Below are 25,581 nucleotides of genomic sequence, written 5' to 3'. Positions count from 1 at the left end.
ATGGCCAAGCACCGCCTCACCGATGACCAGGCCGCCGCCGAGATCGCCGTCGCCGCCCTCGACAAGCACTTCAAGACCCGGGGCATCGACAAGCAGATCCGCGCCCTGATGACGCAGCAGGGACGCGAGGACCTGGACCGCACCGTTCGCGACCACGCGCGCCGCGCCGGTCGCTGAATCCGCCCGGAGCGCGACCACATGGCCTAGACAACCCGGCCGCGCTCCGGTCTCCACCCCTCAGCCCGTCAAGACCTCAAGGAGAGGCACCCATGGTCTCGCAGACCCCCCGCACTGTCACGACTCGACTCACCTGCGGCTGTGTCGTCACCAGCCAGCCCGGCGTCTACGCCACCTGCCCGCGTGGCCACGACGCGATGCGCCCCGACCACTTGACCCGCTCGCGTCGGAAGGGCTGACCCGTCATGGCCAAGAAAACGGTGATGCCCACCGGCGAGGTGGACCTCTACGACGACAACGGCAACTACCTGCGCACCGTCCCGACCGGCCTCTACGTCGGCAAAACCCCCAAGGGCAGCGTCTACGACACCCGCTCTTTCAAGGACCGTGGCGCGCTCATCAAGGACCTTCTCGCCAGGAGGAAGCGCTGATGCCCACCCCCAACACCGGCAAGTCCTGCGCGTACTGCTCCGGCACCGGCCGGATGGACCGCAAATGCACCCAGTGCGGCGGCACCGGCGTCAACGGCGACTACCGCAACAACCGCTGCGGCGCCTGCACCCGCGGCTACCAGCAGCACCCCTGCCCGCGCTGCGGCGGCTCCGGCCGGAGCAAGTGATGGCCCGCCACCCGCACTACGTGGACTCGAGCATCGCGGACCGGCTGTGCCGCCGATGCGGCGGAACCGGCATCGGCAAGCACCTCGACTGCCGCACCTGCAACGGAACCGGCCGCCTCAGCAACCCGACCACCGGCACCCGCAGCTGCCCCCGCTGCGGCTGCGCCGGACGCATCTCCCAGCCCTGCACACCATGCCGAGGAACAGGACGACGCGGATGAGCGACCCCAACCCGACCCCCGAGAACTTCGACTGGCAGGCCGCCGAGGCCGACGTCAAAGACACCAACGTCGTCGACCTGGACGCCGAGCGCACCCGCCGCACGACCGCCGAGGCGGGCACGCACTTCGAGGTCGCCCTGGACGAGACCCCGACCCGTGGCGGGATGCCCGTCGACGAGCCGCCGGTCGGGCCGTCCGGGCGACGCCCGATCGTGCCGGCCAACTGGTCGACGTGGCCGAACATTAAGCACAGCCTGCGCCAGGCGGCCGAGCTGACCGCCTACCGCGCCGGGTTCCACGCCCTGCGCTCACCCTCATACGCCATCCTCGCGACGTTCTGGGCCGTCATCGGGCTGTTCCGGCTGACCGGACGCCAGCTCAAGTGGTGGTGGGTGTCGGAGCAGTACGGGCTGCGGCAGGCCGCCGCCGACGCCAACGACCCGCAGATGTGGCTGAAGCTGCACCGCGAGGTCAAGGCCACCCGCGCCTGGCGGTTCGCCGTTCTGACGGCCGAGGTCCTCACCATCGCCGTCGGCGGCCCGATCCTCTGGGCCACCGCCCCCACCTGGGCACTCGCCCTCGGCGCCGCCCTGGCCGTCGCGTTCCTCGCGCACGTCGGGCGCCCCGACGACCAGCGGATCATCACCCCCGCGACGGTGTCCGGCCGGTTCCGGCGGGTGAACCCGGACATCATCCTGCGCGCCTACTACGCCGCCGGACTCGGCCACCCCGATAAGGCGCACCAGCAGATCAGCTTCGGCTCGACCATGGCCCGCGACGCCTCCGGCACCGGCTCGCAGGTGTCGATCGACCTGCCCTACGGCAAGACCTTCGACGACGCGGTCAAGGCACGCGGCGCGATCGCCTCCGGCCTGGACGTCGCCGTGTCGCAGGTGTTCATCACCCGCGACCCCAGCTCGCACCGCCGCCACACGCTCTGGGTCGCCGACCGTGACCCCCTCGCCCAGGGCGCCGGCCGAACCCCGCTGCTGCGCTGCAAGCCCACCGACATCTGGCAGCCTGCCCCGTTCGGCCTGGACGAGCGCGGCAACAAGGTGAGCGTCGACCTGATGTGGAACAGCATCCTGATCGGTGCACAGCCCCGGCAGGGCAAGACGTTCGCCGCCCGCGTGCTGGCCTTGTACTGCGCGCTGGATCCGTACGTGAAGCTGACCGTCCTGGACGGTGGCGGTAAGCCGGACTGGCGCAAGTTCGCCCTGGTCGCCGACCGGTACGCGTTCGGCCTGGCGATGACCCGCGACGGTGACCCGGCCGAGATCGTGCTCGAAGCGCTGCGCGAGATCAAGGCCGACGTGCAGGACCGCTACGAGCGGCTGTCCAAGCTGCCGGTTGATGTCTGCCCCGAGGGCAAGCTGACCCGCGAGATCGCCCGCGACCCGAAGTACCGGATGCCGGTGCGGGCCGTGTTCCTGGACGAGTTTCAGGAGTACTTCGACCTCGGCGACATCAGCAAGGAGATCGCGTCCCTGCTGGTTTACCTGATCAAGGTGGCCCCGGCCGCCGGTGTCTTCCTGGTTGACGCCACCCAGCGGCCCTCGGGTGTGGGCGCTGGGCAGATCGCGCAGCAGTTCATCAGCTTCCGCGACAACCACCAGGTCCGGTTCTCCCTGCGCACCGGCTCGTGGCAGGTCTCCGACCTCGTGCTGGGCTCCGGCGCCTACAGCGAGGGCCACGACTCCTCAACGCTGTTGCCGTCCTACAAGGGCGTCGGGATCCTGCGCGGCGCCTCGGATGCCACCCCGACCGTACGGACCTACCTCGCTGATGCGGACGACGCCGAGAAGATCCTCATCGCCGCGCGCAAGCTGCGCGAGGCCGCCGGAACCCTGACCGGCATGGCCGCCGGTGAGGACATCACCCGCGAACACCGCGACGTGCTGGCCGACGTCCGCTCCGTGATCGAGAAGAGCGAGACCGGCGCGCAGTGGGAAGAGATCGCCGCTCGCCTCGCCGACCGGCTCCCCGAGGCCTACACCGACGTGACCGCTGAGTCGATCTCGGCTCAGGTCCGCTCGTTCGGTGTACGCAGCGTAGACGTCAAGCGCTCCGGCAAGGCCCTCAAGGGCGCCAAGACCGACGACATCGACGCCGCGATCGCCCGCCGCAAGGCCGCCTAACCGGTCGCGGCACACCCGCGACCGGTCGCGTCACCGCGACCCGACCCGCGACCGGCCTGGTCAGCCAACACATCCACCGGTCGCGGGTCGCGCCGCCAGCCCCTCACGCCCAAAAACGCCCCTCTGGAGGCCCGCTGTGCCTGCCCTCGCCGCGACCGCAACCCCCGAAGCCACCCTGACCGGACTGCTCTGCCTCGCCACCGTGATCGCCACCCTCTGTTACGGCCTTGGGTGCTGGCTCTGGCCCTTCGGCGCCTGCCGCAAGTGCAAGGGCAGCGGCAAACGCCGCAGCCCGTTCGGCCGCGCGTTCGGCCTGTGCCGCCGCTGCGGCGGCGACGGCCGCCGCTTACGCACCGGCCGCCGGATCATCAACAGCCTGCGGGAGCTGCACGACAAGGGCACCCGATGAAGGCCCGCACGATGGCCCGGCTGCGCCGGACCCCGACCCCGCACACCTCGTGGTGCGCCCGCGACCACCGCTGCAACCTGGCCGAGCACCGCTCAACCGACCTGATCGCCGACGGCATCGGCGGCCGGGCCGTCATCACCCGCGTGCGCGCCGCCGACACCGAGTACGCCGAGATCCGCGCCCGAATCCCGTTGCACCACACCGAAACCGGCGCCCGCTGGCAGGTCACCGTGACGCTGCGGCTCGTGCGGCAGCTGCTCAGCGCTGTCGCGATCCGGCCCGGCGTGCTGAGTGGCCGGCACGAGCAGACCGCGATCAGCCACGCCGGAAATCCTGCTGCCGAACCCAGGGAGCTCACCCGGGCCGGCGGGAAATCCTGCGGCCGGGGGATCGTCTGATGTCGCGGATCCGCGCCCGCTACTGGGATCCCGAGGGCACCCGGTACGGCCTGCCGACCTACTGGTGGCGCAGCGCACCGCAGGGCTACGCCACCCGCCGCCAACTGCGCGCACAGGGCCTGCGCCCGGGCCGTCAGCCGATCGCCGCGCAGATCCTCTGGCACGGCGTCGGCGGCACCCGGGCCGCGTACCTGTATCGCATCGACCTCGCCCGACCGAAGCAACCGGCAACCCCGGGCCAGCTGCGCGCCGTACGGGCTGCGCTGCGCGCCCGGCGCACCTGCCCGACCTGTCGCCAGCTGCGGCCCTACTACATCCCGCGCTCGCTCGGCGAGTGCCTGACCTGCCACGACGCCCGATGAGAGGCGGGCACTGGATCGGCGCGAGCAAAGCCCTCGGCCGCCTGGTGCCCGCCACCGACCCCTACCCCCACGTTTGTGGGCGCCTGGTCGCCGCCGAAGACACCGGCAGCGGCCACCCAATCCGGCTCGGCCGCCGCGACTGCGCCGCCTGCGCCCACGACAAACACCCTCGCGCCCGCCCGTCCACACCCGACACCCGGAGGTCGGAACCTATGCACGCCAACGATTCCCTGCGCGACGTCGCCCTCGCCGCTGCCGCGCGCGGCTGGCACGTCTTCCCGCTACGGCCCGACGATAAGCGGCCCGCCTTCCCTGACCACCCCGCCGCCGCCTGCACCCATACCGATCCGCGCTGCCGCGCTGGGCACACCGGTTGGGAAGCCCGCGCCACTACCGACCCTGACCGGATCCGGCGCGGCTGGGCCACCACCGCGTACGGCGTCGGTATCGCCTGCGGACCCTCCGGCCTGGTCGTCGTCGACCTGGACGTGCGCAAGCCCGACCAGACCCCGCCGACCGACTGCCCCTACCCGGCGGCTGAGGACGGCTTCGACGTGCTTGTCGAAGTGTGCGAGATCGCCGGACAGCAGGTTCCTGATGACACGTACACCGTCACGACCGGACGGGGCGGCACCCACCTCTACTACCGGCACCCCGCCACGGGTGCGGCGCTGCGCAACACGGCGGGGGAGCGCGGCAACGGCCTCGGCTGGCTGATCGACACCCGCGCCCACGGCGGCTACGTCGTCGCCGCAGGCTCCACCGTCGCCGGACGCCCCTACACCGTCGCCCGCGACGCCGAGGTCGCCGAGCTGCCCGGCTGGCTCGCCGAACGCCTCACCCCGGCGCCGCTGCCGCCGCAACGCCCGGTCGCCGTCGACCTACCCGGCGGCCGGGCCGGGGCCTACATCGACGCCGCGATCAGCCGCCAACTCGAGCACCTGCAGCACGCGGTCGAGGGGGAGCGGAACCACGCCCTATATGTCTCCGCTGTCGCCCTCGGCCAGCTCGCCGCCGGAGGCGCCCTCGCCGAGGACCAGGCCGCCGCGCTGCTCGAAGAGGTGGCGTTGGCGATTGGGCTGACCCGCTTCGAAACGTTGCGCACGATCCGCTCAGGCCTCGCCGCCGGTGCCCGCCGCCCCCGGACGGTGGCCGCGTGAACGCCGTGCCGGCCGACCGGCCCGCCCTGCACGTCGCCGGACCCGACGACGCCGCCGACGTGCTCTCACCCGCACCCAAGCAGCCCGCCCGGATCCGCACCTCGTGGACCGCCGCCGACATCATGGCCATGGAGTTCGCCCCACCCAAGTGGGCCGTGCCCGGCGTGCTCTCCGAAGGCGTCAACCTGCTCTGCGGCCCCCCGAAGGTCGGCAAGTCCTGGATGTCGCTCGGCCTCGGCGTCGACGTCGCCCTGGGCGGCACTGCGTTCGGGTCCATCCCGGTCGAGGCGGGGCCGGTGCTCTACCTCGCCCTGGAAGACACCGCCCGGCGCCTGCAATCACGCCTCGGCAAAGTCCTTGGCGACCGGCCCGCCCCGGCCGGGCTCACCCTCGCCACCCAGTGCCCGCCGCTGCCGCAAGGCGGGGACCAGGCCATCGCCGCGTGGCTTGACCGCCACCCGACCGCGCGGATGGTCATCATCGACGTGTTCGCCAAACTGCGCGGCAACTCCGCCCCCGGCGCCTCGGCCTACGACGCGGACTACGCCGCCGTCGGCCGGGCCAAGAAGGTCGCCGACGACTACGGCGTCGCGTTCGTCCTCGTCCACCACGTCCGCAAGGCCGGATCCGACGATTTCCTCACCGAAGTCAGTGGCACCAACGGCCTCGCCGGAGCCGCCGACGCCACCCTCGTACTCAAGCGAGCCCGCAACCAGGGCGACGGCGTGCTGCACGTCACCGGCCGCGACGTCGACGAGAACGAGTACGCCCTCAGCTTCGACCCCGCCGCCGGAGCCTGGCAGATGCTCGACGGCCCCGCCGAAGACCACCAGGTCGGCGAGACCCGCGCCGTGATCCTGCGCTGGCTGCGCGGCGCGCCCGGCTCCACCCCGAAAGCGATCGCCGCCGGAGCGGCTCTGCCGTACGACCTGACCAAGAAGACCTGCCAGCGGATGCTCGCCGACGGGCAACTCGCCGCCGACACCGGCGGCCGGTACCGAGTCCCCGGTGTCCCCCCTGTCCCCGGAGTCCCCGAACCAGCTGTGAGTAGCGAAAAGGGCGGGGACACCTCGGAGACACCCGGCTTGTGGACGTGAACCCCTCAGATCAGCTGAAACAGAAGGGCCTCCGGCTGTTTCAGCTCACACGCATAGGAAGACACCACGACGACCGAGATCTTGGCTCAGCGTGGCTTTCAGGGTGCCGTTCTGCGGCCCTTTGTCGTAGGGGTCCTCCGGCCTTCGGCAGATCGCGTTCCCGCCGCACACGCCTGTCTCTGTGCAACTCAGCGCCGCCGCCGCACATCGCCAAGGGAGGTCGGAACCCCGATGGCACGCAACTTCCTGACCCTGACTGAGTTCCTCGCCGAGCTGGACGTCCCCAAGTCAACCTTCTTCCGCTGGAAGGCCCTCGGTCAGGCACCCCGCACCTACAAGCTGCCGAACGGTCAGCTTCGCATTCGTCGCACCGACTTCGACGCCTGGCTGTCGAGCCGTGAGGAGCCGCAAGCCGCATGAGCACCTTCGATGTCCGCGTACACAGTGTGTTGGTCAACAAGCTCGCCAAAGGCGCTTCATACACCGTCCGGTGGGTCGTCGCCGGAAAACCGTTTCGGGACACGTTCGCCACTCGGGCATTGGCCGACAGCTTCCGGTCGAAGCTCGTCGTCGCCCAGCGCGAAGGCGTCGCGTTCGACGAGACTTGCGGACTGCCCGAACCGATGGCCCGCGCCCGCAACGCCCGCTCCTGGTACGACCATGCGATCGCCTACGTCGACGTCAAATGGCCGCGCGCCTCAGCCAAACACCGCAAAGGCATCGCCGAGGCCCTGGCCACCGTCACCCCGGCGCTGCTGTCGACCAGTAGGGGAGCGCCGAGCGAGAAGGCCATGCGCGCCGTGCTCTACGGCTGGTCTTTCAACAAGGCCCGCCGGGACGCCGGAGACCCGCCGGCCGAACTGGCGACCGCTGCCCGCTGGCTGGAGTCCAACACCGTCGACCTGTCCGCCCTGACCGATGCCGCCTTGGTCAGGAAGGCCCTCGACACGATCGCACTCAAGATGAAGGACGGCGGAGCGGCGTCCGCGAGCACCATCGCCCGCAAACGCGCGATCTTCTCCGGCGCCCTTAAATACGCGGTCGAACTACGACTCTTGGAAGTCCACCCGCTGTCCCTCGTCAGCTGGGTCGTCCCAAAACATGACGACGAGGTCGACCGCAAGGCCGTGGTCAACCCGAAGCAGGCCCGAGCCCTGCTCGCCGCCGTCCGCGAACGCACGCCCGAGCTAGAAGCGTTCTTCGGCTGCATGTACTACGCAGCGCTGCGGCCCGAGGAAGTGCTGAACCTACGGCAAGACGAGTACGAGCGACCCAAGGTCAAGGGAGGATGGGGCGTACTTCACCTCACCGGCTCAACCGTCGCCGTAGGGCGCGGGTGGGGCGACCAAGACGGCACAATCGAGCGACGCGGACTCAAGCACCGGGCGAAGACCGCCACCCGGCCGGTGCCCGCGCCGCCGCCGCTCTGTGGCTTACTCGACCACCACATCGCTGAGTACAAGCCCGCGCCCGACGGAAGGCTGTTCGTCACCCGGCGCGGTCCAGGCGGTCGCTACGTGCCGACCGCCGGTCAGCCCATCCCGAGCAACTCCTACGGCAAGGCGTGGCGCGATGCGCGTGAGGCCACGCTCACGCCCGTGCAGGTGCGCTCCCCGCTTGCTAAGCGCCCGTACGACCTGCGGCACGCCGCCGTGTCTCTATGGCTGAACGCGGGCGTTCCCGCGACACAGGTTGCCGAGTGGGCGGGGCATAGCGTCCATGTCCTCATGCGGGTGTACGCGAAGTGCATCTACGGCCAGGATGAGGCGTCGCGCCGAAGGGTCGAGGCGGCCTTGCGAGTTGGCTAGGCGTCCCGTCGGTGCGCTTCCAGGTCGGCGTGAAGCGCCCTGGTAAGGGCTGAGAGGAGGTCGCTTGCCTCGTCAATAAGGCGGCCCCGTTCAACTTCAGACGTCGCGCCCGCGAGTTGCTGGATTCGTAGGGCGAAGCTCGCAGTGTGATCCTCAATCTCGATGCCGCCGACGATCCCTACTTCAAGCCTTAAGCGCTGCAGAGCGGTCGCCTCCCGCATTCCTTCATCGGCCACTTCCACGAGGCGCTTGCTGTACGCGTCCTCTGCCTCGGCTGCAAGACCACGGATGGCTGATTCCCTCAAGGCTAGATTGAAATTCGTCTCCGCTTGGTGCAAGAGCTTGGCGTACAGAGATCGCTTGTCCAGCATGAGGGCTCGGCGGTTCTCCGCAGCGGCCTGGACACGAGCGAGGTCTAGCTGCGTTCGGCGCCCGAGGGCGGCAGTCAAGGTGGTGCCGAGGACACCGACGACCCCTACTACCCCGGTGGCTACAGGACCGAGCCATTCCCATGCCATCGAAGCATTCTGCCAACAGGCGGCCGCGTTCGTGCGGAGCCGGGGCCGGGGCCGGGGCCGGGGCCGGCCGACACGTATCCGACACGACCAGTGAGATCTAGCGGTCCCGAGTGAGACTCACTGAGACCGACGAAAGAAGCCCCTCCCCGCTGTTTCAGCAGGTGAGGGGCCTCTTCGTGCCGGTGGTGGCGGGTAGAGGATTCGAACCTCTGTAGCTTTCGCGACGGATTTACAGTCCGCTCCCATTGGCCGCTCGGGCAACCCGCCTGGGCATCGCCGCCTCGGTGTTCCTTGGCAGCGGACAACAGGATAGCCGTAGCCGCGGCCGGTTCTGCAACCGGGTACGGTCGGCATGTCGGGGGCCCTGCGGGGTCTTCGTCGACATCGATACGTGGCCCACAGCAGGAGTCTGATCATGGCAGCCAGCCCGTCGTTCGACATCGTGAGCAAGGTCGACGCTCAGGAGGTGGACAACGCCTTCCATCAGGCGGAGAAGGAGCTCGGTACCCGGTTCGACTTCCGGGGGACCGGGACCTCCATCGTGAAGGCGGGGGAGAACGGGGTCACCATCACCTCGGAGACCGAGGAGCGGGCCGTCGCCGCGCTCGACGTCTACAAGGAGAAGCTGGTCAAGCGGAACATCTCGCTGAAGTCGCTGGATGCGGGGGAGCCGCGGCAGTCCGGGAAGACCTACAAGATCGACTGCAAGGTGGTCGAGGGCATCGAAGCCGATAAGGCGAAGGCGATCAGCAAGAAGATCCGTGACGCCGGGCCCAAGGGCGTGCAGGCCCAGATCCAGGGCGACCAGCTGCGGGTGACCGGCAAGAAGCGGGACGACCTGCAGGCCGTCATCGCCCTGCTCAAGCAGGAGGACTTCGGCGTCGCCCTGCAGTTCACGAACTACCGGTAAGGCGGCTCGGCGCGGTCCAGACTGAGGGTCATGGACCTTGGTGCGGCGACGCTCGTCGTGGGTGGCGGGATCGGGCTGCTGCTCGCGCTGTTCGGAGTGAAGATGCTGGCCACCGGCCGGGCTCCGGCGAGCACGCTGCGGAACTTCCCGGGCGTACGCGACGCCGCCCTGTACCACCTGTTGTTCGGGGCGGCGTTGCTGGTGATGGTCGTGGGGCAGGTGCTGATGGCCGGCACGGCCGCCCTGGTGATGAATGCGGTCGCCATTCTGTTGGTGGCCGTCGCCCTGATCAGGTATCGGCCGCGGCGGGGGCGGCCGCGCGAGGACACGTAGATCTGAGGGAGCCGTGGTGATCGGTCCGGTCGTCGACGTCGAGTGGGTGCGGGAGCACAAAGACCGGGTCGTGCTGGCCGACGTGCGCTGGTACCTCGACGGGCGGTCGGGGCGGGAGGCGTACGAGGAGGGTCATCTGCCCGGTGCGGTCTTCGTGGACCTGGACCGGTGGCTGGCCCGGCACGCCTCGCCGGCGGAGGGCCGGCATCCGCTTCCCGAGCCGGAGGTCTTCGCGGAGGGCATGGCCGCGGCCGGCATCGGCGACGAGGACACGGTCATCGGGTACGACGACGCGGGCGGTGTCGTGGCGGCGCGGCTCGTGTGGATGCTGCGGGTCACCGGGCACGACGCCGCGTTGCTGGACGGCGGGCTCAGCGCGTACCGGGGAGACCTGGTGAGCGGGCCGACCGCCCGGACCCCCGCGGTTTTCACTGCCCGGCCCTGGCCGGGTGACCGGCTGGCCGACATCGACGCTGCCGCGGGTGGCAGTGCGGTGGTGCTCGATGCGCGCGATCGGCCGCGGTTCCGTGGGGAGACGGAGCCGGTCGATCCGCGGGCGGGGCATATCCCCGGGGCGCGCAATCTACCGTGCCGGGAGAATCTGGACGAGAAGGGCAGGTTCCTTCCGGTGCCGGAGCTGCGCGAGCGTTTCGGGGCTGTGGGTGTTCGAGAAGGCAGTGACGTCGTTTCCTATTGCGGATCCGGTGTTACGGCCTGTCACAATCTGCTCGCCATGGAGCATGCCGGTCTCGGCGTGGGCCGGCTCTATCCGGGGTCGTGGTCGCAGTACAGCGCCACGGGCCGGCCTGCCGCCACCGGCGACTAGTCGGGCTCGCCGGCCAGTCCGCGCGCGGCGTCCGCCTCGTCCGGTCCGAGGCCCTGGTAGCCGGTGGCGTCGTGCTGGCGGGTCTGCTCCTCGATCCAGCGGTTATGGGCCTCCCAGGCTGCCTGCTTGCTGGTGCCGAGGGCGGCGCCGATCTGGGTCCAGGAGGCGCCCGCGCTGCGGGCCGAGCGGATCATCGCCTGGCGCCCGTATCCCGCTTTCCGGCTCACCACCTCGCTGAGCGCGAGCAGCTCGAGGGTCTCCTCGCGGCCGAGCGGCGGGTTCTCGCCGTCGCCGGCCATCGTGGCCAGGGCGTCCCGCATCCTCAGCTCGTCGTAACGCGTTGTTGCGGTGGAGAGCGTGTGCCGTTGCTCAAGGTCATCGGGAGTAGTCACCTGTGTAGCCTCTCGTCAGGCTGGCTTGACGTCAAGCTGACCTGACGATCGCATGCGAATTGGGCTCACTTCTCCGTTTATTTCAGACGCAAAGCCACCAATGATGCGGAGCGCCACCGTGACACCGCCTCAGCCGTTCAGCCATGATTTTGGGATGTGCGGCTTCGACCCGCCTGCGCACGCTGTCCGACGTACTCGGTGTGTGGCACCATCATGGAACCCGCTCGCACTTTCCCACCGAGGAGCAAACATGTCCGCACGACGGCTGAGCCGCTTCGCCGGTTTGGTTCTCATCGTCGCGGCACTGGTCGGCGGCACCGCTGGGGCAGTCTCCGCCCAGCAGTCCCCGACGGATCGTGCCGCGGTTTCAGCCCTGCTTCTCGACCTCGAGTGGAACTGATCGGTCAGCTGGTCTTCCAGGCTGTGCCGCACGGGCTTTGAAGACTAGGAGCGTGCCATGGCACGGCGATCATCGTCCGTTCGCCGCTCCTTCCAATACGCGTGGCTGGTCACGTCCCCGCTGGCGATCTTCGCGATCGTCTGCCTGGTGGTGTACTGGGTCCATGACCCGGACTGGTGGCGTTCCTGGCCGGGCGCGGTGCTCGCCTTCCTCGGAGTCATCCTCGCGCACACCGCTGTCCTGAACATCGTCGTCAAGCGGCAGTCCTTCGCGGTCGTCCTGAACGAAATCCCGCTCATGCTGGCGATCTACTTCCTGCCCAAGCCGGCCGTCATCGTGGCTGCGACGCTGGCCAGCATCGTGACGCAGCTGCGGTCGCACTTGGACACCACCAAGTCCGCGTACAACATCGCCAGATCAGCCGCGCGGACGGCGGCCGCGCTGGTGGTCATCTCCTGCCTGCCGGAGATCCACGGGGCCGGCCCCGGGTCCTGGGCGATCCTCACCGCAGGTGTCGCCACGGCCACGGCCGTCAGCTGGATCTCCTATGCCGGCGTGATCACCGCGGTCGAGGGCCGTCAGGCGGGGCAGGAAGCCCTCCGGGTCGTATCCCGGACAGGTGTCACCGAGGCGGTCAACATCGTCGTCGGGCTCGTCTTCATCATCGCGCTCGACGCCACCTGGTGGTCGGCGATCCCGCTGGGGCTTCTCGTCCTGACCCTGGTGTTCGTGATGCGGTCCTTCACGGCGTTCTTCCGCCGGCACCGAACCTTGACCGAGGTCTACGACCTGACCAAGGCCATGCGGGAGCAAGGGAACGACGGCAGCCTCCCCGACATCATGCTCGAGCCCGTACGCCGCATCATGCAGGCCGAGTACGCGACTCTGTGGCTGCCGGAACAGGGGCGCCATCCCGAGGTCCTGCTCACTTCCCGGGTCGACGGCAAAGGCCTGCTGGACATCTCTCCGACGCCGGTGGCGGTGCGCGAGGAAGCGACCCGCAGCGGCCGTTCGGTCGCAGTGGGCAGTCGCTTCCCCGGCACCGTGGAGCTGAGGCCGGCGCTGCGGGACGCCCGGATCAGGGACGTCATCGTGGTGCCGCTGCGCTCCGGGCAGACGCCCGTGGGCACCCTCGAGGTCGTCAACCGGCTCGGTGAGTTCACCCCCTTCCGCGACGCCGACGTCCAGGTGCTGGAGACGATCGCCGCCCATGCCGCAGTGGCGGTCGAGAATTCCCGGCTGGTCGAGCGGCTGCGCTACGACGCGTACCACGATCGGCTGACCTCCCTGCCGAACCGGCGGCGTGTCACCGACGCGCTCGCCGAGTCCGTGAAGGTGCGAGCACCGGGCGACGTGGTCGCGGTCATCCTCTTCGACGTAGACGGCCTGCGTGACGTCAACGAGTCGCTGGGCAACGCGGCCGGCGACAAGCTGCTGGCCGAGGTGGCCGGGCGGCTGCGGACGATCGCTGGTCCGGGCGCCCTGGTGGGCCGGGTCGGCGGCGACGAGTTCGTCGTCACGTTGCGGTCGGGAAGCACGGAAGAAGTGGTCCGGCTGGCGACGGAGATGCGCGAACAACTGCGCGGCCCGCTGACCGTGGGTTCCCTCACCCTCGACGTCGACGCGGCCTCCGGGGTGGCCGTCGATCCGGATCACGGCGACGATCCCGACGCCCTGCTGCGCCGGGCCGAGCTCGCTGCCAATGCGGCCAAGGCGCTTCCGTACGGCGTGCAGCTCTTCCATCCCGCCCTCGAGTCCCGGGCGGTCCGCCGCCTCGGCCTCGCCGCCGACCTGCGCCGCGCCCTCGACGAAGGTGCGCTCGAGGTGCACTACCAGCCCAAGGTCTCCATTCAGGACCGTCATCTGATCGGCGTCGAGTGTCTCGCCCGCTGGCAGCATCCGGCGCACGGCGAAGTGTCTCCTGAGGACTTCGTGGCGGTGGCCGAGCACACCGGCCAGCTGCACCGGCTCACCGAGGTCGTCCTCACCGCCGGCCTGCGGCACTGTCGCGAATGGGCGGATGCCGGCCGGCCACTGTCCATCGCCGTCAACCTGTCGGCCCGCACCCTGCTGGACCCCCGTTTCCCGGACCAGGTGCACGAGCTGCTGAAGCGTTACCGGGTCCCGGCCGGCCAGGTCACCTTCGAGATCTCCGAGCCCGGCATGCTCGGCGAGATCGAGCGCGCCCTGCCCACCCTCTACCGCCTGCGAGACCTGGGCGTCCGCCTCTCGGTCGACGATTTCGGTACGGGTGCCTCGTCGCTCTCCTACCTCAGGCAGCTGCCGGTGCAGGAGGTGAAGATCGACGACAGTTTCGTCCAGGGCATGGCGACGGACTCCGGTGACCTGGCGATCGTGCGGGCGGTGATCGGGCTCTCGCGTGAGTTCGGCCTCACCGTGGTGGCCGAGGGCGTGGAGAGCGAGCTGACCCTCGACCTGCTCGCCGAGCTCGGATGCGAGATCGGCCAGGGGTATCTGTTCAGCCGGCCACTCCCGGTGGAGCGGCTCAACACATGGCTGAGCGCCCAGACGGAGCCGGAGGAGACTCCCACCGGCGAGGTGCGGCGCCTGCGTGCCGTGGGCTGATCCGGCGTTCGGCAGCTTTCTGAACTGCGGGTACGCCGCGCCGGGGTACCGATTTCGCCTCGGCTGCGGGGCCGTGTAAGCTTCTCCCTGCGCAACAAGCGAGAGATCGCGCGCGCCCCCTTAGCTCAGTCGGCAGAGCGTCTCCATGGTAAGGAGAAGGTCTACGGTTCGATTCCGTAAGGGGGCTCCAACCGGGTTCGTGATCCGCCCTCAGGCGCGGGATTTCAGCCTGGCGCGGCGGTGTAGCTCAGATGGCAGAGCAAGCGGCTCATAATCGCTGTGTCGCCGGTTCAAGTCCGGCCACCGCTACTGTCCGGGACGCGTCCCGGATGCCGTACGACCCCGGGCGAATGTCCGGCGTTTTGCATGTCCGCGTGGCAAGCGTCTACGCTGATATGCCGTATGTGAACCCCGTGAGCAGGAAGGCACCCCGCCGTGGCCAAGGCGACCGACGTCCGTCCCAAGATCACCTTGGCGTGTACGGAGTGCAAGGAGCGCAACTACATCACCCGCAAGAACCGCCGCAACGACCCGGACCGCATCGAGCTGAAGAAGTTCTGCCCCCGGGACGGCCGGCACACCCTGCACCGCGAGACGCGCTGAGCTGAGCCTTCCAGAACTGGCGGCGCCCCTGACCGGGGGTGGCCGCCAGTTCTGTTTGCGGGCGCTGCGGCCCGGGCGGCCGCCGGCTCCGTTTGCGGGCTTCGCCGCCGCCCTGCCGCCCGCGCTTGTGCCTGTCGCTCCGGCCCTCGACCCTGCCGGGCGATCTCCGGTCGGCGGGTTGTCGCCGTCGGTCCCGGCGTGGAGTGGTCGTCACGCCCAACCGCCTCAATCTGCGTTGGGCGTGCAGGTTCTTAAGTCCCGGCGGCCCGCACGGTAGGTTCCCCTCATGCCCCTGGACCAGTCCTTCGTCGGCCGCAGCTGGCCGGCCACCGAGCCCTACCTGGTGGGCCGCGAGAAGATCCGTGAGTTCGCCACTGCCATCGGCGCCACCGACGCGGAGTATCACGATCCCGCCGCCGCCCGCGCCGCCGGTTATCCCGACGTCGTCGCGCCGCCCACCTTCCCGGTGGTGATCACGATGGCCGCCAGCCGGCAGATCATCGCCGACCCGGCCCTCGGCCTGGACTACAGCCGCGTCGTGCACGGCGACCAGAAGTTCGCGTACACCCGGCCGGTCGTCGCCGGCGACGCGCTGGTCTGCGTCAACAGCGTCGACGAGATCACCACGCGCGGCGGCCACGACTTCATCACGACCCGGACCGAGGTCACCACCGACGCGGGCGAGCCCGTCGTCACGGTCTGGTCCAAGCTCGTCCAGCGCGGGGAGGAATGACCATGGCCGAGGAACTGCCCACCCAGACCTTCCGGGTCACCCGGGCCGACCTGATCCGGTACGCGGGCGCGTCCGGCGACTTCAACACGATCCACTGGAGCGACCGGATCGCCAAGAGCGTCGGCCTCCCCGGCGTGATCGCCCACGGCATGTACACGATGGCCCTGGCCGGCCGCGCGGTCGCCGTCTGGGCCGGAGCCCCCGATGCCGTGGTCGAGTACGGCGTCCGCTTCACCCGCCCGGTGCCGGTCCCGGACACGGACGAGGGCACCGAGGTGGTCGTGAGCGGCGTCGTCAAGGAAGTCACCGACGACGGCCTCACCAAAATCGACATCACCGCGACCTGCAACGGCGAGAAGATCCTGGCCATGGCGAAGGCCACGGTCCGCAAACGCTGACCCGCCGCCGGTCGCCACCCGCCCGGCCGTCGACCGGCCCGGGATGCTTGTGCCGCCCCCTGCCCGTGGCGGCCGGCCTCGGGACACATCGACCCGGAAACCAGCGGGTTGGCGGCCGGTCCCGGGCGGATGACCCGGCGGCCAGTCGGTTGGCGGCCGGCTCAGGGCGGGCGAGCCGGGGAACTGCGGGTTGGCGGCTGGTCCGGGGCGCGTGACCCGGCGGCCAGGCGGTCGACGAGGGCTGCGGGACGCGGGCCGGGAACCTTCCGAAGGGCCACCGACCCCGGGACGCGCCCGAGACGGCGACCCGCTCGGACCCGCTCGACCCCGGCCGGACGCGGGGACGCGCACTCCGGCGAACCTCCGTAGCGGAGAACCGGGGCCGGGTTGGGAATCACGAGGACGAACCCGTACACTGGTCCGCCGTGGGGTAATCGACCCTGCCTTTCGCATGCGAAGCGTGCGCGGGGCATGGCCGTTCCCCACGTAGGGGTGTAGCTCAATTGGCAGAGCAGCGGTCTCCAAAACCGCAGGCTGCAGGTTCAAGTCCTGTCACCCCTGCGCACCGAACCCGTATCGGCCCGGCGGCGGACCGCCCGGCGCGGGCCGCCGGTACGACCGAGCGCCGCGTAGGGCGCTGCGACATCCACCGACCGACGACGGAAGAGGGCGAAGTGGCCGAGAGGAAGCGACCCGGTGACGACGCTGCAGGCGACCGCCCCGAGGACGAGGCGATCGACGGTGCAGTCGCCGACGACGACGTCCGGGACGACGACGTCGAGGCCGGCGAGCCGGTGACGCGTGGCGGCGGGACCGCCGTCCGTGAGCGCACCGAGAGCGCCGACAAGCCGAAGTCGAAGGAAGGCCGCCGTGGCGGCCGCATCGGCGGTTTCTTCCGCGAGGTCGTCAGTGAGCTGCGTAAGGTCATCTGGCCGACCCGCAAGGAATTGCTGACCTACACCGCCGTCGTGATCGGCTTCGTCACCGTGATGACCGCGATCGTCGCCGTGCTGGATTTCGGGTTCGGCAAGGCCATCCTGGCGACGTTCGGCAACTGAAGCTGATAGTTACGGAAGTGAGCAAGCGTGCCTGAGTACGACGACGAGACCGCCCCCGCCGACGAGCAGTCCTCGGTGGCGACGGCGGGCGACGAGGAGTCGGTCGAGGCCGCCGCTGAGCCAGCCGCCGCTGAGCCCGCCGCTGCCGAGGCTCCCGACGTCGACGAGGACTACGACCCGGTCGCCGAGCTGCGCCAGAAGCTGCGGTACGCCCCCGGCGACTGGTACGTGGTGCACTCGTACGCCGGTTACGAGAACAAGGTCAAGACCAACCTCGAGACCCGGATCACGAGCCTCGACATGGAGGACTACATCTTCCAGGTCGAGGTGCCGACCCGCGAAGAGGTCGAGGTCAAGAACGGCAAGCGCAACCAGGTGCAGGCCAAGGTCTTCCCGGGCTACATCCTGGTCCGGATGGACCTCACGCCGGAGTCGTACTCCTGCGTGCGCAACACCCCGGGCGTCACCGGCTTCGTCGGCGCGACCGACCGGGTCGACCGGCCCGCGCCGCTGTCGCTCGACGAGGTGCTGAAGTGGCTGGCCCCGGCCGTCGAGGCCGAGGAGAAGAAGGCGAAGCCCGAGGTCAAGGTGCTCGACTTCGAGGTCGGCGACTCGGTCACGGTCACCGACGGTGCCTTCGCCTCGCTGCCGGCGTCGATCTCGGAAATCAATGCCGACCAGCAGAAGTTGAAGGTTCTGGTATCCATCTTCGGCCGGGAGACGCCGGTCGAGCTGAACTTCAACCAGGTCACCAAGATCTGATTGACGCACCACCCTCAGCAAGTCGTGGGAGGGGCGCGCACGGGCGCGTCCCGCCATCAACCACAGGAGTACGTGAAATGCAGCGCAGCAAGGCCTACCGCAAGGCCGCCGAGCAGATCGACACCTCGAAGCTCTACGAGCCCGTCGCGGCCGTGAAGCTGGCGAAGGAGTCCAGCCCCACCAAGTTCGACGCGACGGTCGAGGTCGCGATGCGCCTCGGCGTCGACCCCCGTAAGGCGGACCAGATGGTGCGTGGCACCGTCAACCTGCCGCACGGCACCGGCAAGACCGCCCGCGTGATCGTCTTCGCCCAGGGCGCGAAGGCCGAGGAGGCCGTCGCGGCCGGCGCCGACGAGGTCGGCACGGACGAGCTCGTCGCCCGCATCCAGGGCGGCTGGCTGGACTTCGACGCCGCGATCGCCACCCCGGACCAGATGGCCAAGATCGGCCGCATCGCCCGGATCCTCGGCCCCCGCGGTCTCATGCCGAACCCGAAGACCGGCACGGTCACCATGGACGTGACCAAGGCGGTCTCGGACATCAAGGGCGGCAAGATCACCTTCCGGGTCGACAAGCACTCGAACCTGCACCTGATCATCGGCAAGGCGTCGTTCAGCGAGCAGCAGCTCGTCGAGAACTACGGCGCCGTGCTCGACGAGGTGCTGCGGGCCAAGCCCTCCGCGGCCAAGGGCAAGTACCTGAAGAAGGTCACGGTCAGCACCACGATGGGCCCCGGCGTGCCGGTCGACCCCAACGTGACCAAGAACCTGACCGCCGGCGCCGAGGCCTGACAGCCGGTTATCCACAGGAGGCCCCCGGGATCATCCCGGGGGCCTTTCTTTGTGCGAGGCTGCCTGCGTGCGATTCGACCAGGTCCATTTCCGGTACGCCCGGAGAGGCGGCTGGACACTGCGCGAGGTGGACGCCACCGTCGAGCCGGGAGCCACTGTGGTGGTCCTCGGCCGTAACGGCGCCGGCAAGTCCACTCTGCTGCAGCTGGCCGCCGGCGTCCTGCGGCCCGTGCGAGGTGCGGTCCGGCACCGTCCGCGCGTGGTCGGCTGGGTGCCCGAGCGTTTCCCGGCGGACCAGCCGTTCACCGCGCGCCAGTATCTGTGCGCCATGGCGGCGCTTCGTGGCCTGCGGGGCGCCGCCGAGGTCGACCGCTGGATCGAGCGGCTCGGGCTCGGCGAGCACGCGCACACCCGCCTGAACGCCCTGTCCAAGGGCACGGCTCAGAAGGTCGGTCTCGCGCAGGCGTTGCTGGTCCCGCCCGGCCTGCTCGTTCTCGACGAGCCGTGGGAGGGCCTGGATGCCCAGGCCCGCACGCTGGTCCCGCAGCTCGTCGCCGAGGTGACGGCCGCCGGGGGAGCGGTGCTGGTCAGCGATCACCGGGGTGAGATCGCCGGCCTGCCCGGCGCCGTTCGCTGGACGGTCGCCGACGGCACGCTGCACCTCGCCGACGAGGGTCCCGTGCCCGGCCAGGAGGTGGTGATCGAGGTCGCCGTCCGCCGCGCGGACGCCGACCAGACGGTGGCCCGGCTTCGTGCCGACGGTCACCGTGTTCTGGGCGTACGCGAGGAGCAGCCGCGATGATCCCGCTGACCCTGATGCGCTTGACCGCCTTCCTCCGTGGCGGCCGTGTCCTGGCGCCCCTCATCGCCGGCCTGGTCCTGCTCGGGATCCTGCACGGCGGTGGCGCGTCGCCGGCCGCCCCGGTATACGGCTACTCGGCCGTGGCGCTCTTCCCGGTGTTCGCGTGGCTCACCAAGGTCGTGCTCGACACCGAGCCGGACGTCCAGCGCCGGCTGGCCCGGGTGACGGTGGGCCCGGTCCGGGAGCTGCTCGCCGGCATGCTGGCGGCCGCGACGGCGGGGCTCGTCCTGGCCGCGGCCGCCATCGTGGTCCCGTTCATGCTGGGGGCTGTCCGTGGCCCCGAGCCGGGCAGCGCGGAGCCTTCCACCGCCGTCGGTGTCGGGCTCGGCGTGCTGGCCCATGTGTTGTCGCTCACCGCAGGCGTGGCGCTCGGCGCGCTGGCGAGCCGTGCGGTGACGCGGACCGTCCGCAACGGCGTCACCGTCCTGGTCTCCGGCGCCGTGCTGGGCGTCGTCCTGGGCCTGCGGGGCTCGGCCGCGCCGTGGCTGGTCCCGCCGCTGATGGCGACCGCCCGGGCGCTCGCCCGCTCGCCGTTGCCGTCCGCCGGGACCTTCTGGCTGCTCAGTGCCGGGGTGCTCGCGTGGTCCGCGGCCGTGCTGGGGGCGTACGGGTGGCTCCGCCGCAGGCGCGGTTGAGCCGATTTGGATTCGGACACGGGGCCGCGTACTCTTCGGTGTTGAAGTTCCACCCATAGACCGCTGGTCGCCGCAGTCGCCGTCGTTCGACGGAGACCGCGGCCGAAGGTCCCGCAGCAAGGCGGGCGGCCCGCGCAGGGGAGAACGGTTCGTGATCTCGACCGCGTCCGCGCGTGTTCGTCTTCCCGCCCCGTGCGCCCTGCGCCGGGGCGTTCTCGTTGTTCGGGCCGGGCCCCGCGCCAGCGGCTCTTGAGCAACGAGAGAGGAGGGACATGGCGGACAAGCCGGTCCGGGCCGACAAGGCCACTGCCGTCGCCGAGCTCACGGAGCAGTTCCGTAACTCGTCGGCCACCGTGTTGACCGAGTACCGCGGCCTCAGCGTCGCCGAGCTCACCGAGCTGCGGCGTTCGCTCGGCAGCGAGACCAAGTACTCCGTGTCGAAGAACACGCTCGCGAAGCGGGCGGCCAGCGACGCGGGCATCGAGGGCCTCGACGCGCTCTTCGCCGGTCCTACCGCGCTCGCCTTCGTCACCGGCGACCCGGTCGAGGCGGCCAAGGGTCTCCGGGCCTTCGCCAAGACCCACCCCGTCCTGGTCATCAAGGGCGGTGTCTTCGAGGGCAAGGCCATCTCGGCCGCCGAGGTCAGCAAGATCGCCGACCTCGAGCCTCGCGAGGTGCTGCTGGCCAAGCTGGCCGGCGCCATGAAGGGCAACCTGACCAAGGCTGCGGGCACCTTCCAGGCCCCGCTGGCCCAGGTCGCACGTCTGGCGGCTGCACTGCAGGACAAGCGCGCGCAGGACGGTTCCGCCGAGGGCTGACAGCCCCGCGCGGAGTTGACTTCCATCCACAGAAACAACGAAAGGTTGCCAGACATGGCGAAGCTCAGCACCGACGAGCTGCTCGACGCGTTCAAGGAGATGACGCTGATCGAGCTGTCCGAGTTCGTGAAGCAGTTCGAGGAGGTCTTCGAGGTCACCGCCGCCGCGCCCGTCGCCGTTGCGGCTGCCGCGCCGGCCGGTGGCGACGGTGGCGCTGCCGCCGAGGCCGAGAAGGACTCGTTCGACGTCGTCCTCGAGGCCGACGGTGGCAAGAAGATCCAGGTCATCAAGGTCGTGCGTGAGCTGACCGGCCTGGGCCTCAAGGAGGCCAAGGACGCCGTCGAGGCCGCCCCCAAGGCGATCCTCGAGGGTGTCAACAAGGAGAAGGCCGAGGAGGCCAAGGCCAAGCTCGAGGGCGAGGGCGCCAAGGTCACCCTCAAGTGACCTGAGCTCCACCGCTTCATCCTCGCCGCGGGCGGGGGCCCTTCCCGGGGTCCCCGCCCGCGCCGCATTCGGGACAAAATCGCAGGTCAAACATGGTGTCGTGAGTGGTCGGAAGGCCGACGGACAAAAGGCTCCGAAGCCTGTATTTTAGGCGTTAAGGTCTCTATGCCTCGTCCGGCGGAGGACGGCACAGGTCCGACCCGCGGCACAACCCTTGACTGTGTGTCCGCCGACAGGCACGCTGACATCAGCAAGTTTCCGCGCTTGCGACAGCCGCCCTGTGGGTATACCTGCTTCCGACGGGTTCCCGCAGGCGGCACCCGAGGAGGTTTCGCCGCGTTCCGAGCGGCCCCACCGAGGCACTGACCGTGGAGGCGCAGGTCAGAGGCCGTGGGGACACGCTCCGCAGGCCCCCTCCGGTGTGGGCTGGACAGCGGTTAGCCGAGCGGCTACACTGCTAGTTTGCGCTGCCTTCTGCCTTGAGCCCTGCAGGGACATCCATCCGGATGACTTCCTGGGGGTTCATTGGAGTGCCCGGCAGTCAGTAGCGCACACAGTTGCATCAGCAGCTCAGCCGCATCAGCAGCACCGGTCCTCGGAAGGACGCATCTTGGCAGCTTCCCGCCCTGCGAAGACCAGTCGTACGTCGAGCGCTTACGCTCCCCGCCGTATCTCTTTCGGCAGGATCACCGAGCAACTTGAGGTCCCCAACCTCCTCGCCCTCCAGACGGAGTCCTTCGACTGGCTGGTGGGTAACGAGGCATGGCAGGCCCGTTCGACGGATGACCCGCACGCCCACTCGGGCCTCGCAGAGATCCTCGAAGAGATCAGTCCCATTGAGGACTTCTCCGGCACAATGTCGCTGTCCTTCTCCTCTCCGCGCTTCGACGAGGTCAAGGCCTCGATCGAGGAGTGCAAGGAGAAGGACCTGACCTACTGCGCGCCGCTGTTCGTGACCGCGGAGTTCACCAACAACACCACTGGCGAGATCAAGAGCCAGACCGTGTTCATGGGTGACTTCCCGATGATGACCCCCAAGGGGACGTTCGTCATCAATGGCACCGAGCGCGTCGTGGTGAGTCAGCTCGTCCGCTCGCCGGGCGTGTACTTCACGAAGGAGCCGGACAAGACCTCCGACCGCGACCTGTCCAGCGTCAAGGTCATCCCGAGCCGGGGCGCCTGGCTCGAGTTCGACATCGACAAGCGCGACACCGTCGGCGTCCGCATCGACCGCAAGCGCCGGCAGGCCGTCACCGTCCTGCTGAAGGCGATCGGCTGGTCGGCGGACCAGATCCGGGAGCGGTTCGGCTGGTCCGAGCTGCTCATGACGACGCTCGAGAAGGACCACATCGCCGGGCAGGACGAGGCTCTGCTCGACATCTACCGCAAGCTGCGCCCGGGTGAGCCCCCGACCCGTGAGAACGCGCAGACCCTGCTGGACAACCTCTTCTTCAACCCGAAGAGGTACGACGTCGCCAAGGTCGGCCGCTACAAGTTCAACAAGAAGCTGGACATCGACGTCCCGATCGTCCGCGGCACCCTCACCGAAGAGGACATCGTCAAGACCGTCGAGTACCTCTGCCGGCTGCACGCCGGTGAGGAGGGCTACGAGGCCGACGACATCGACCACTTCGGCAACCGGCGCCTGCGTACGGTCGGCGAGCTGATCCAGAACCAGGTCCGCGTCGGCCTCTCCCGCATGGAGCGCGTCGTCCGCGAGCGCATGACCACGCAGGACGTCGAGGCGATCACGCCGCAGACCCTGATCAACATCCGCCCGGTCGTGGCGGCGATCAAGGAGTTCTTCGGCACCTCGCAGCTGTCGCAGTTCATGGACCAGACCAACCCGCTGGCGGGTCTGACCCACCGGCGCCGGCTGAGCGCGCTCGGCCCGGGTGGTCTGTCCCGCGAGCGGGCGGGCTTCGAGGTCCGTGACGTGCACCCGTCCCACTATGGCCGGATGTGCCCGATCGAGACGCCCGAAGGCCCGAACATCGGCCTGATCGGTGCGCTCTCGACCTTCGCGCGGGTGAACCCGTTCGGTTTCGTGGAGACGCCCTACCGCAAGGTGGAGAACGGCCGCGTCACCGACGAGGTGCACTACCTCACCGCGGACGAGGAAGACCGGTTCATCAAGGCCCAGGCGAACGCCCCGCTCTCCAGCGACGGCACCTTCGCCGAGGACCGCGTCCTGGTCCGCCGGAAGGGCGGTGAGGTCGACTACGTGCCCGGCACCGACGTCGACTACATGGACGTCTCGCCGCGGCAGATGACCTCCGTCGCGACCGCGATGATCCCGTTCCTCGAGCACGACGACGCCAACCGCGCGCTCATGGGCGCGAACATGCAGCGTCAGGCCGTGCCGCTGGTCAAGGCCGAGGCGCCGCTGGTCGGCACCGGCATGGAGTACCGCGCCGCGGTCGACGCCGGTGACGTGGTCGTGGCCGAGGTCGGCGGTGTCGTCGAGGACCTGTGCGCCGACTACGTGACGGTGCACCAGGACGACGGCCACCGCCGGACGTACCTGCTGCACAAGTTCCGCCGCAGCAACGCCGGCTCCTGCGTCAACCAGAAGCCCGTCGTCTTCGAGGGCGACCGGGTCGAGGCCGGCCAGGTCATCGCCGACGGCCCGTGCACCGACGAGGGGGAGATGGCCCTCGGCCGCAACCTGCTCGTCGCGTTCATGTGCTGGGAGGGCCACAACTACGAGGACGCGATCATCCTGTCGCAGCGCCTCGTGCAGCAGGACGTGCTCACCTCGATCCACATCGAGGAGCACGAGGTCGACGCGCGCGACACCAAGCTCGGCCCGGAGGAGATCACCCGCGACATCCCCAACGTCAGCGAGGAAATGCTCGCCGACCTGGACGAGCGCGGCATCATCCGGATCGGTGCCGAGGTCGTGCCCGGCGACATCCTGGTCGGCAAGGTCACGCCCAAGGGCGAGACCGAGCTGACGCCGGAGGAGCGGCTGCTCCGCGCGATCTTCGGTGAGAAGGCGCGCGAGGTCCGCGACACCTCGCTGAAGGTGCCGCACGGCGAGACCGGCACGGTCATCGGCGTCCGCACCTTCTCGCGCGAGGACGGCGACGAGCTGCCCCCGGGCGTGAACGAGCTGGTCCGGGTGTACGTCGCCCAGAAGCGCAAGATCCAGGACGGCGACAAGCTCGCCGGCCGGCACGGCAACAAGGGCGTCATCTCGAAGATCCTGCCGGTCGAGGACATGCCGTTCCTGGAGGACGGCACCCCGGTCGACATCGTGCTGAACCCGCTCGGTGTGCCCTCGCGCATGAACATCGGCCAGGTCCTGGAGACCCACCTCGGGTGGATCGCCAAGACCGGCTGGGAGGTCGAGGGCGAGGACGCCGACTGGAAGCGGCAGCTGCGGGCCATCGAGGCGCACGAGTCCCCCGCGGACTCGAACGTCGCGACCCCGGTCTTCGACGGCGCGCAGGAGGAGGAGATCAAGGGCCTCCTCGAGTCGACGCTCGTCAACCGCGACGGCAAGCGACTGGTCAACGGTGACGGCAAGGCGCAGCTCTTCGACGGTCGCTCCGGCGAGCCGCTGCCCGACCCGATCTCCGTCGGCTACGTGTACATCCTCAAGCTGAACCACCTGGTCGACGACAAGATCCACGCTCGCTCGACCGGCCCGTACTCGATGATCACGCAGCAGCCGCTGGGTGGTAAGGCGCAGTTCGGTGGCCAGCGGTTCGGCGAGATGGAGTGCTGGGCGATGCAGGCCTACGGCGCGGCGTACGCGCTGCAGGAGCTGCTCACCATCAAGTCCGACGACGTCCTGGGCCGCGTGAAGGTCTACGAGGCCATCGTCAAGGGCGAGAACATCCCGGAGCCGGGAATCCCCGAGTCGTTCAAGGTGCTGCTCAAGGAGCTGCAGTCGCTGTGCCTCAACGTCGAGGTGCTGTCCAGCGACGGCGTGGCCCTGGAGATGCGCGAGACCGACGACGAGGTCTTCCGGGCCGCGGAAGAACTCGGCATCGACCTGTCCCGGCGCCCGAACGAGGGCGTTAGCAGCGTCGAAGAGATCTGACGGATGGTGTCCCCGGTGGCCCATCAACGGTTTTCGATCGCAGTACGGCGAAGCCGTTTGATGACACAGCTA

29 protein-coding genes and 4 tRNA genes are annotated in these 25,581 nt (G+C 69.6%); 30 read left to right on the top strand and 3 right to left on the bottom strand.

All coding sequences use genetic code 11. From position 1 onward, the window contains the following. The 11 genes from AB0J80_RS13395 (at position 1) to AB0J80_RS13345 (ending at position 8,389) form a co-directional block, all read left to right on the top strand. Complete coding sequence (locus tag AB0J80_RS13395; protein WP_364704355.1) at positions 1-177, top strand: hypothetical protein; 177 nt, start codon at positions 1-3, stop codon at positions 175-177. Positions 178-422: 245 nt separating this feature from the next. Then, positions 423-608 carry a hypothetical protein gene (locus AB0J80_RS13390; protein WP_364704353.1) on the top strand — a complete coding sequence of 62 codons (186 nt, stop codon included), beginning with the start codon at positions 423-425 and terminating at the stop codon, positions 606-608. Further along, positions 608-796 (top strand): hypothetical protein, encoded by a 189-nt coding sequence (locus tag AB0J80_RS13385; protein WP_364704351.1) that lies wholly within the window; start codon positions 608-610, stop codon positions 794-796. Before AB0J80_RS13390 ends, AB0J80_RS13385 begins: the two co-directional genes overlap by 1 nt. A 217-nt stretch (positions 797-1,013) precedes the next feature. Further along, entirely contained in the window at positions 1,014-3,155 is a 2,142-nt protein-coding gene (locus AB0J80_RS13380; protein WP_364704349.1) for a cell division protein FtsK, read from the top strand. A 136-nt stretch (positions 3,156-3,291) separates the two neighbouring features. Continuing rightward, a complete protein-coding gene (locus AB0J80_RS13375) occupies positions 3,292-3,564 on the top strand; it encodes a hypothetical protein (protein ID WP_364704348.1) in 273 nt (90 codons plus the stop codon). After that, complete coding sequence (locus tag AB0J80_RS13370; RefSeq protein ID WP_364704346.1) at positions 3,561-3,962, top strand: hypothetical protein; 402 nt, start codon at positions 3,561-3,563, stop codon at positions 3,960-3,962. The genes AB0J80_RS13375 and AB0J80_RS13370 overlap by 4 nt, the downstream gene beginning before the upstream one ends. Then, on the top strand, positions 3,962-4,324 hold the full coding sequence (locus tag AB0J80_RS13365) for an RRQRL motif-containing zinc-binding protein (protein WP_364704344.1): 363 nt from the start codon (positions 3,962-3,964) through the stop codon (positions 4,322-4,324). The genes AB0J80_RS13370 and AB0J80_RS13365 overlap by 1 nt, the downstream gene beginning before the upstream one ends. Continuing rightward, the gene (locus AB0J80_RS13360; RefSeq protein ID WP_364704342.1) at positions 4,321-5,484 is read left to right on the top strand and encodes a bifunctional DNA primase/polymerase; all 1,164 of its coding nucleotides are present in this window, start codon (positions 4,321-4,323) and stop codon (positions 5,482-5,484) included. Before AB0J80_RS13365 ends, AB0J80_RS13360 begins: the two co-directional genes overlap by 4 nt. After that, positions 5,481-6,581, top strand: coding sequence for an AAA family ATPase (locus AB0J80_RS13355; RefSeq protein ID WP_364704340.1), 1,101 nt, complete (start codon positions 5,481-5,483; stop codon positions 6,579-6,581). The genes AB0J80_RS13360 and AB0J80_RS13355 overlap by 4 nt, the downstream gene beginning before the upstream one ends. A gap of 231 nt (positions 6,582-6,812) precedes the next feature. Then, complete coding sequence (locus AB0J80_RS13350) at positions 6,813-7,001, top strand: excisionase (protein WP_364704338.1); 189 nt, start codon at positions 6,813-6,815, stop codon at positions 6,999-7,001. Next, positions 6,998-8,389: an integrase gene (locus AB0J80_RS13345; RefSeq protein ID WP_364704336.1), complete on the top strand. Its 1,392-nt coding sequence runs from the start codon at positions 6,998-7,000 to the stop codon at positions 8,387-8,389. Before AB0J80_RS13350 ends, AB0J80_RS13345 begins: the two co-directional genes overlap by 4 nt. Here the strand turns inward: AB0J80_RS13345 and AB0J80_RS13340 are convergent. Then, positions 8,386-8,907, bottom strand: coding sequence for a hypothetical protein (locus tag AB0J80_RS13340; protein ID WP_364704334.1), 522 nt, complete (start codon positions 8,905-8,907; stop codon positions 8,386-8,388). The genes AB0J80_RS13345 and AB0J80_RS13340 overlap by 4 nt on opposite strands. A 183-nt stretch (positions 8,908-9,090) precedes the next feature. Then, positions 9,091-9,174, bottom strand: a tRNA-Tyr gene (locus AB0J80_RS13335). Positions 9,175-9,322: 148 nt separating this feature from the next. Between AB0J80_RS13335 and AB0J80_RS13330 the strand changes: the two genes are divergently transcribed. The 3 genes from AB0J80_RS13330 to AB0J80_RS13320 are packed head-to-tail and all read left to right on the top strand — an operon-like array spanning position 9,323 to position 10,976. Further along, positions 9,323-9,817: a YajQ family cyclic di-GMP-binding protein gene (locus AB0J80_RS13330; RefSeq protein WP_364704332.1), complete on the top strand. Its 495-nt coding sequence runs from the start codon at positions 9,323-9,325 to the stop codon at positions 9,815-9,817. A gap of 30 nt (positions 9,818-9,847) precedes the next feature. Further along, positions 9,848-10,150 (top strand): hypothetical protein, encoded by a 303-nt coding sequence (locus AB0J80_RS13325; RefSeq protein ID WP_364704331.1) that lies wholly within the window; start codon positions 9,848-9,850, stop codon positions 10,148-10,150. A 16-nt stretch (positions 10,151-10,166) separates the two neighbouring features. Further along, positions 10,167-10,976, top strand: a complete 810-nt coding sequence (locus AB0J80_RS13320) for a sulfurtransferase (RefSeq protein WP_364704330.1) — start codon at positions 10,167-10,169, stop codon at positions 10,974-10,976. Here AB0J80_RS13320 and AB0J80_RS13315 read toward each other — a convergent pair. Then, positions 10,973-11,368 (bottom strand): hypothetical protein, encoded by a 396-nt coding sequence (locus AB0J80_RS13315; RefSeq protein WP_364704329.1) that lies wholly within the window; start codon positions 11,366-11,368, stop codon positions 10,973-10,975. The genes AB0J80_RS13320 and AB0J80_RS13315 overlap by 4 nt on opposite strands. Before the next feature lie 250 nt (positions 11,369-11,618). Between AB0J80_RS13315 and AB0J80_RS13310 the strand changes: the two genes are divergently transcribed. The 16 genes from AB0J80_RS13310 (at position 11,619) to AB0J80_RS13235 (ending at position 25,509) form a co-directional block, all read left to right on the top strand. Further along, complete coding sequence (locus AB0J80_RS13310) at positions 11,619-11,768, top strand: hypothetical protein (RefSeq protein WP_364704327.1); 150 nt, start codon at positions 11,619-11,621, stop codon at positions 11,766-11,768. A gap of 57 nt (positions 11,769-11,825) precedes the next feature. Beyond that, complete coding sequence (locus tag AB0J80_RS13305) at positions 11,826-14,354, top strand: EAL domain-containing protein (protein WP_364704325.1); 2,529 nt, start codon at positions 11,826-11,828, stop codon at positions 14,352-14,354. Between the two features lie 114 nt (positions 14,355-14,468). After that, positions 14,469-14,544, top strand: a tRNA-Thr gene (locus AB0J80_RS13300). Between the two features lie 46 nt (positions 14,545-14,590). Further along, positions 14,591-14,663 (top strand) — tRNA-Met (locus AB0J80_RS13295). 126 nt (positions 14,664-14,789) lie between these two features. Beyond that, positions 14,790-14,957, top strand: a complete 168-nt coding sequence (rpmG, locus tag AB0J80_RS13290; RefSeq protein WP_015618978.1) for a 50S ribosomal protein L33 — start codon at positions 14,790-14,792, stop codon at positions 14,955-14,957. 286 nt (positions 14,958-15,243) lie between these two features. Next, a complete protein-coding gene (locus AB0J80_RS13285; RefSeq protein WP_364704323.1) occupies positions 15,244-15,690 on the top strand; it encodes a MaoC family dehydratase N-terminal domain-containing protein in 447 nt (148 codons plus the stop codon). A 2-nt stretch (positions 15,691-15,692) separates the two neighbouring features. Continuing rightward, complete coding sequence (locus AB0J80_RS13280; RefSeq protein WP_364704321.1) at positions 15,693-16,088, top strand: MaoC/PaaZ C-terminal domain-containing protein; 396 nt, start codon at positions 15,693-15,695, stop codon at positions 16,086-16,088. Between the two features lie 488 nt (positions 16,089-16,576). Next, positions 16,577-16,649 (top strand) — tRNA-Trp (locus AB0J80_RS13275). A 113-nt stretch (positions 16,650-16,762) separates the two neighbouring features. Then, positions 16,763-17,146 (top strand): preprotein translocase subunit SecE, encoded by a 384-nt coding sequence (secE, locus tag AB0J80_RS13270; protein ID WP_364704319.1) that lies wholly within the window; start codon positions 16,763-16,765, stop codon positions 17,144-17,146. Positions 17,147-17,173: 27 nt separating this feature from the next. Next, a complete protein-coding gene (gene nusG, locus AB0J80_RS13265; protein WP_364704317.1) occupies positions 17,174-17,908 on the top strand; it encodes a transcription termination/antitermination protein NusG in 735 nt (244 codons plus the stop codon). Between the two features lie 77 nt (positions 17,909-17,985). Further along, on the top strand, positions 17,986-18,699 hold the full coding sequence (gene rplA, locus AB0J80_RS13260; RefSeq protein ID WP_364704315.1) for a 50S ribosomal protein L1: 714 nt from the start codon (positions 17,986-17,988) through the stop codon (positions 18,697-18,699). Positions 18,700-18,766: 67 nt separating this feature from the next. Further along, positions 18,767-19,501, top strand: coding sequence for an ATP-binding cassette domain-containing protein (locus tag AB0J80_RS13255; RefSeq protein WP_364704313.1), 735 nt, complete (start codon positions 18,767-18,769; stop codon positions 19,499-19,501). Next, a complete protein-coding gene (locus tag AB0J80_RS13250; RefSeq protein ID WP_364704312.1) occupies positions 19,498-20,196 on the top strand; it encodes a hypothetical protein in 699 nt (232 codons plus the stop codon). The genes AB0J80_RS13255 and AB0J80_RS13250 overlap by 4 nt, the downstream gene beginning before the upstream one ends. Before the next feature lie 272 nt (positions 20,197-20,468). Further along, positions 20,469-21,014, top strand: coding sequence for a 50S ribosomal protein L10 (gene rplJ / locus AB0J80_RS13245; RefSeq protein ID WP_364704310.1), 546 nt, complete (start codon positions 20,469-20,471; stop codon positions 21,012-21,014). Between the two features lie 54 nt (positions 21,015-21,068). Further along, on the top strand, positions 21,069-21,458 hold the full coding sequence (rplL, locus tag AB0J80_RS13240) for a 50S ribosomal protein L7/L12 (protein ID WP_364704308.1): 390 nt from the start codon (positions 21,069-21,071) through the stop codon (positions 21,456-21,458). Positions 21,459-22,068: 610 nt separating this feature from the next. After that, a complete protein-coding gene (locus AB0J80_RS13235) occupies positions 22,069-25,509 on the top strand; it encodes a DNA-directed RNA polymerase subunit beta (protein ID WP_364704307.1) in 3,441 nt (1,146 codons plus the stop codon). The last annotated feature ends 72 nt before the right edge of the window (positions 25,510-25,581 follow it).

This window comes from Actinoplanes sp. NPDC049548, from assembly GCF_040676695.1.
GTDB lineage: Bacteria > Actinomycetota > Actinomycetes > Mycobacteriales > Micromonosporaceae > Actinoplanes.
The sequence above is the reverse complement of the archived record's forward strand: the minus strand, read 5'-3'. Positions and strand labels throughout refer to the sequence as shown.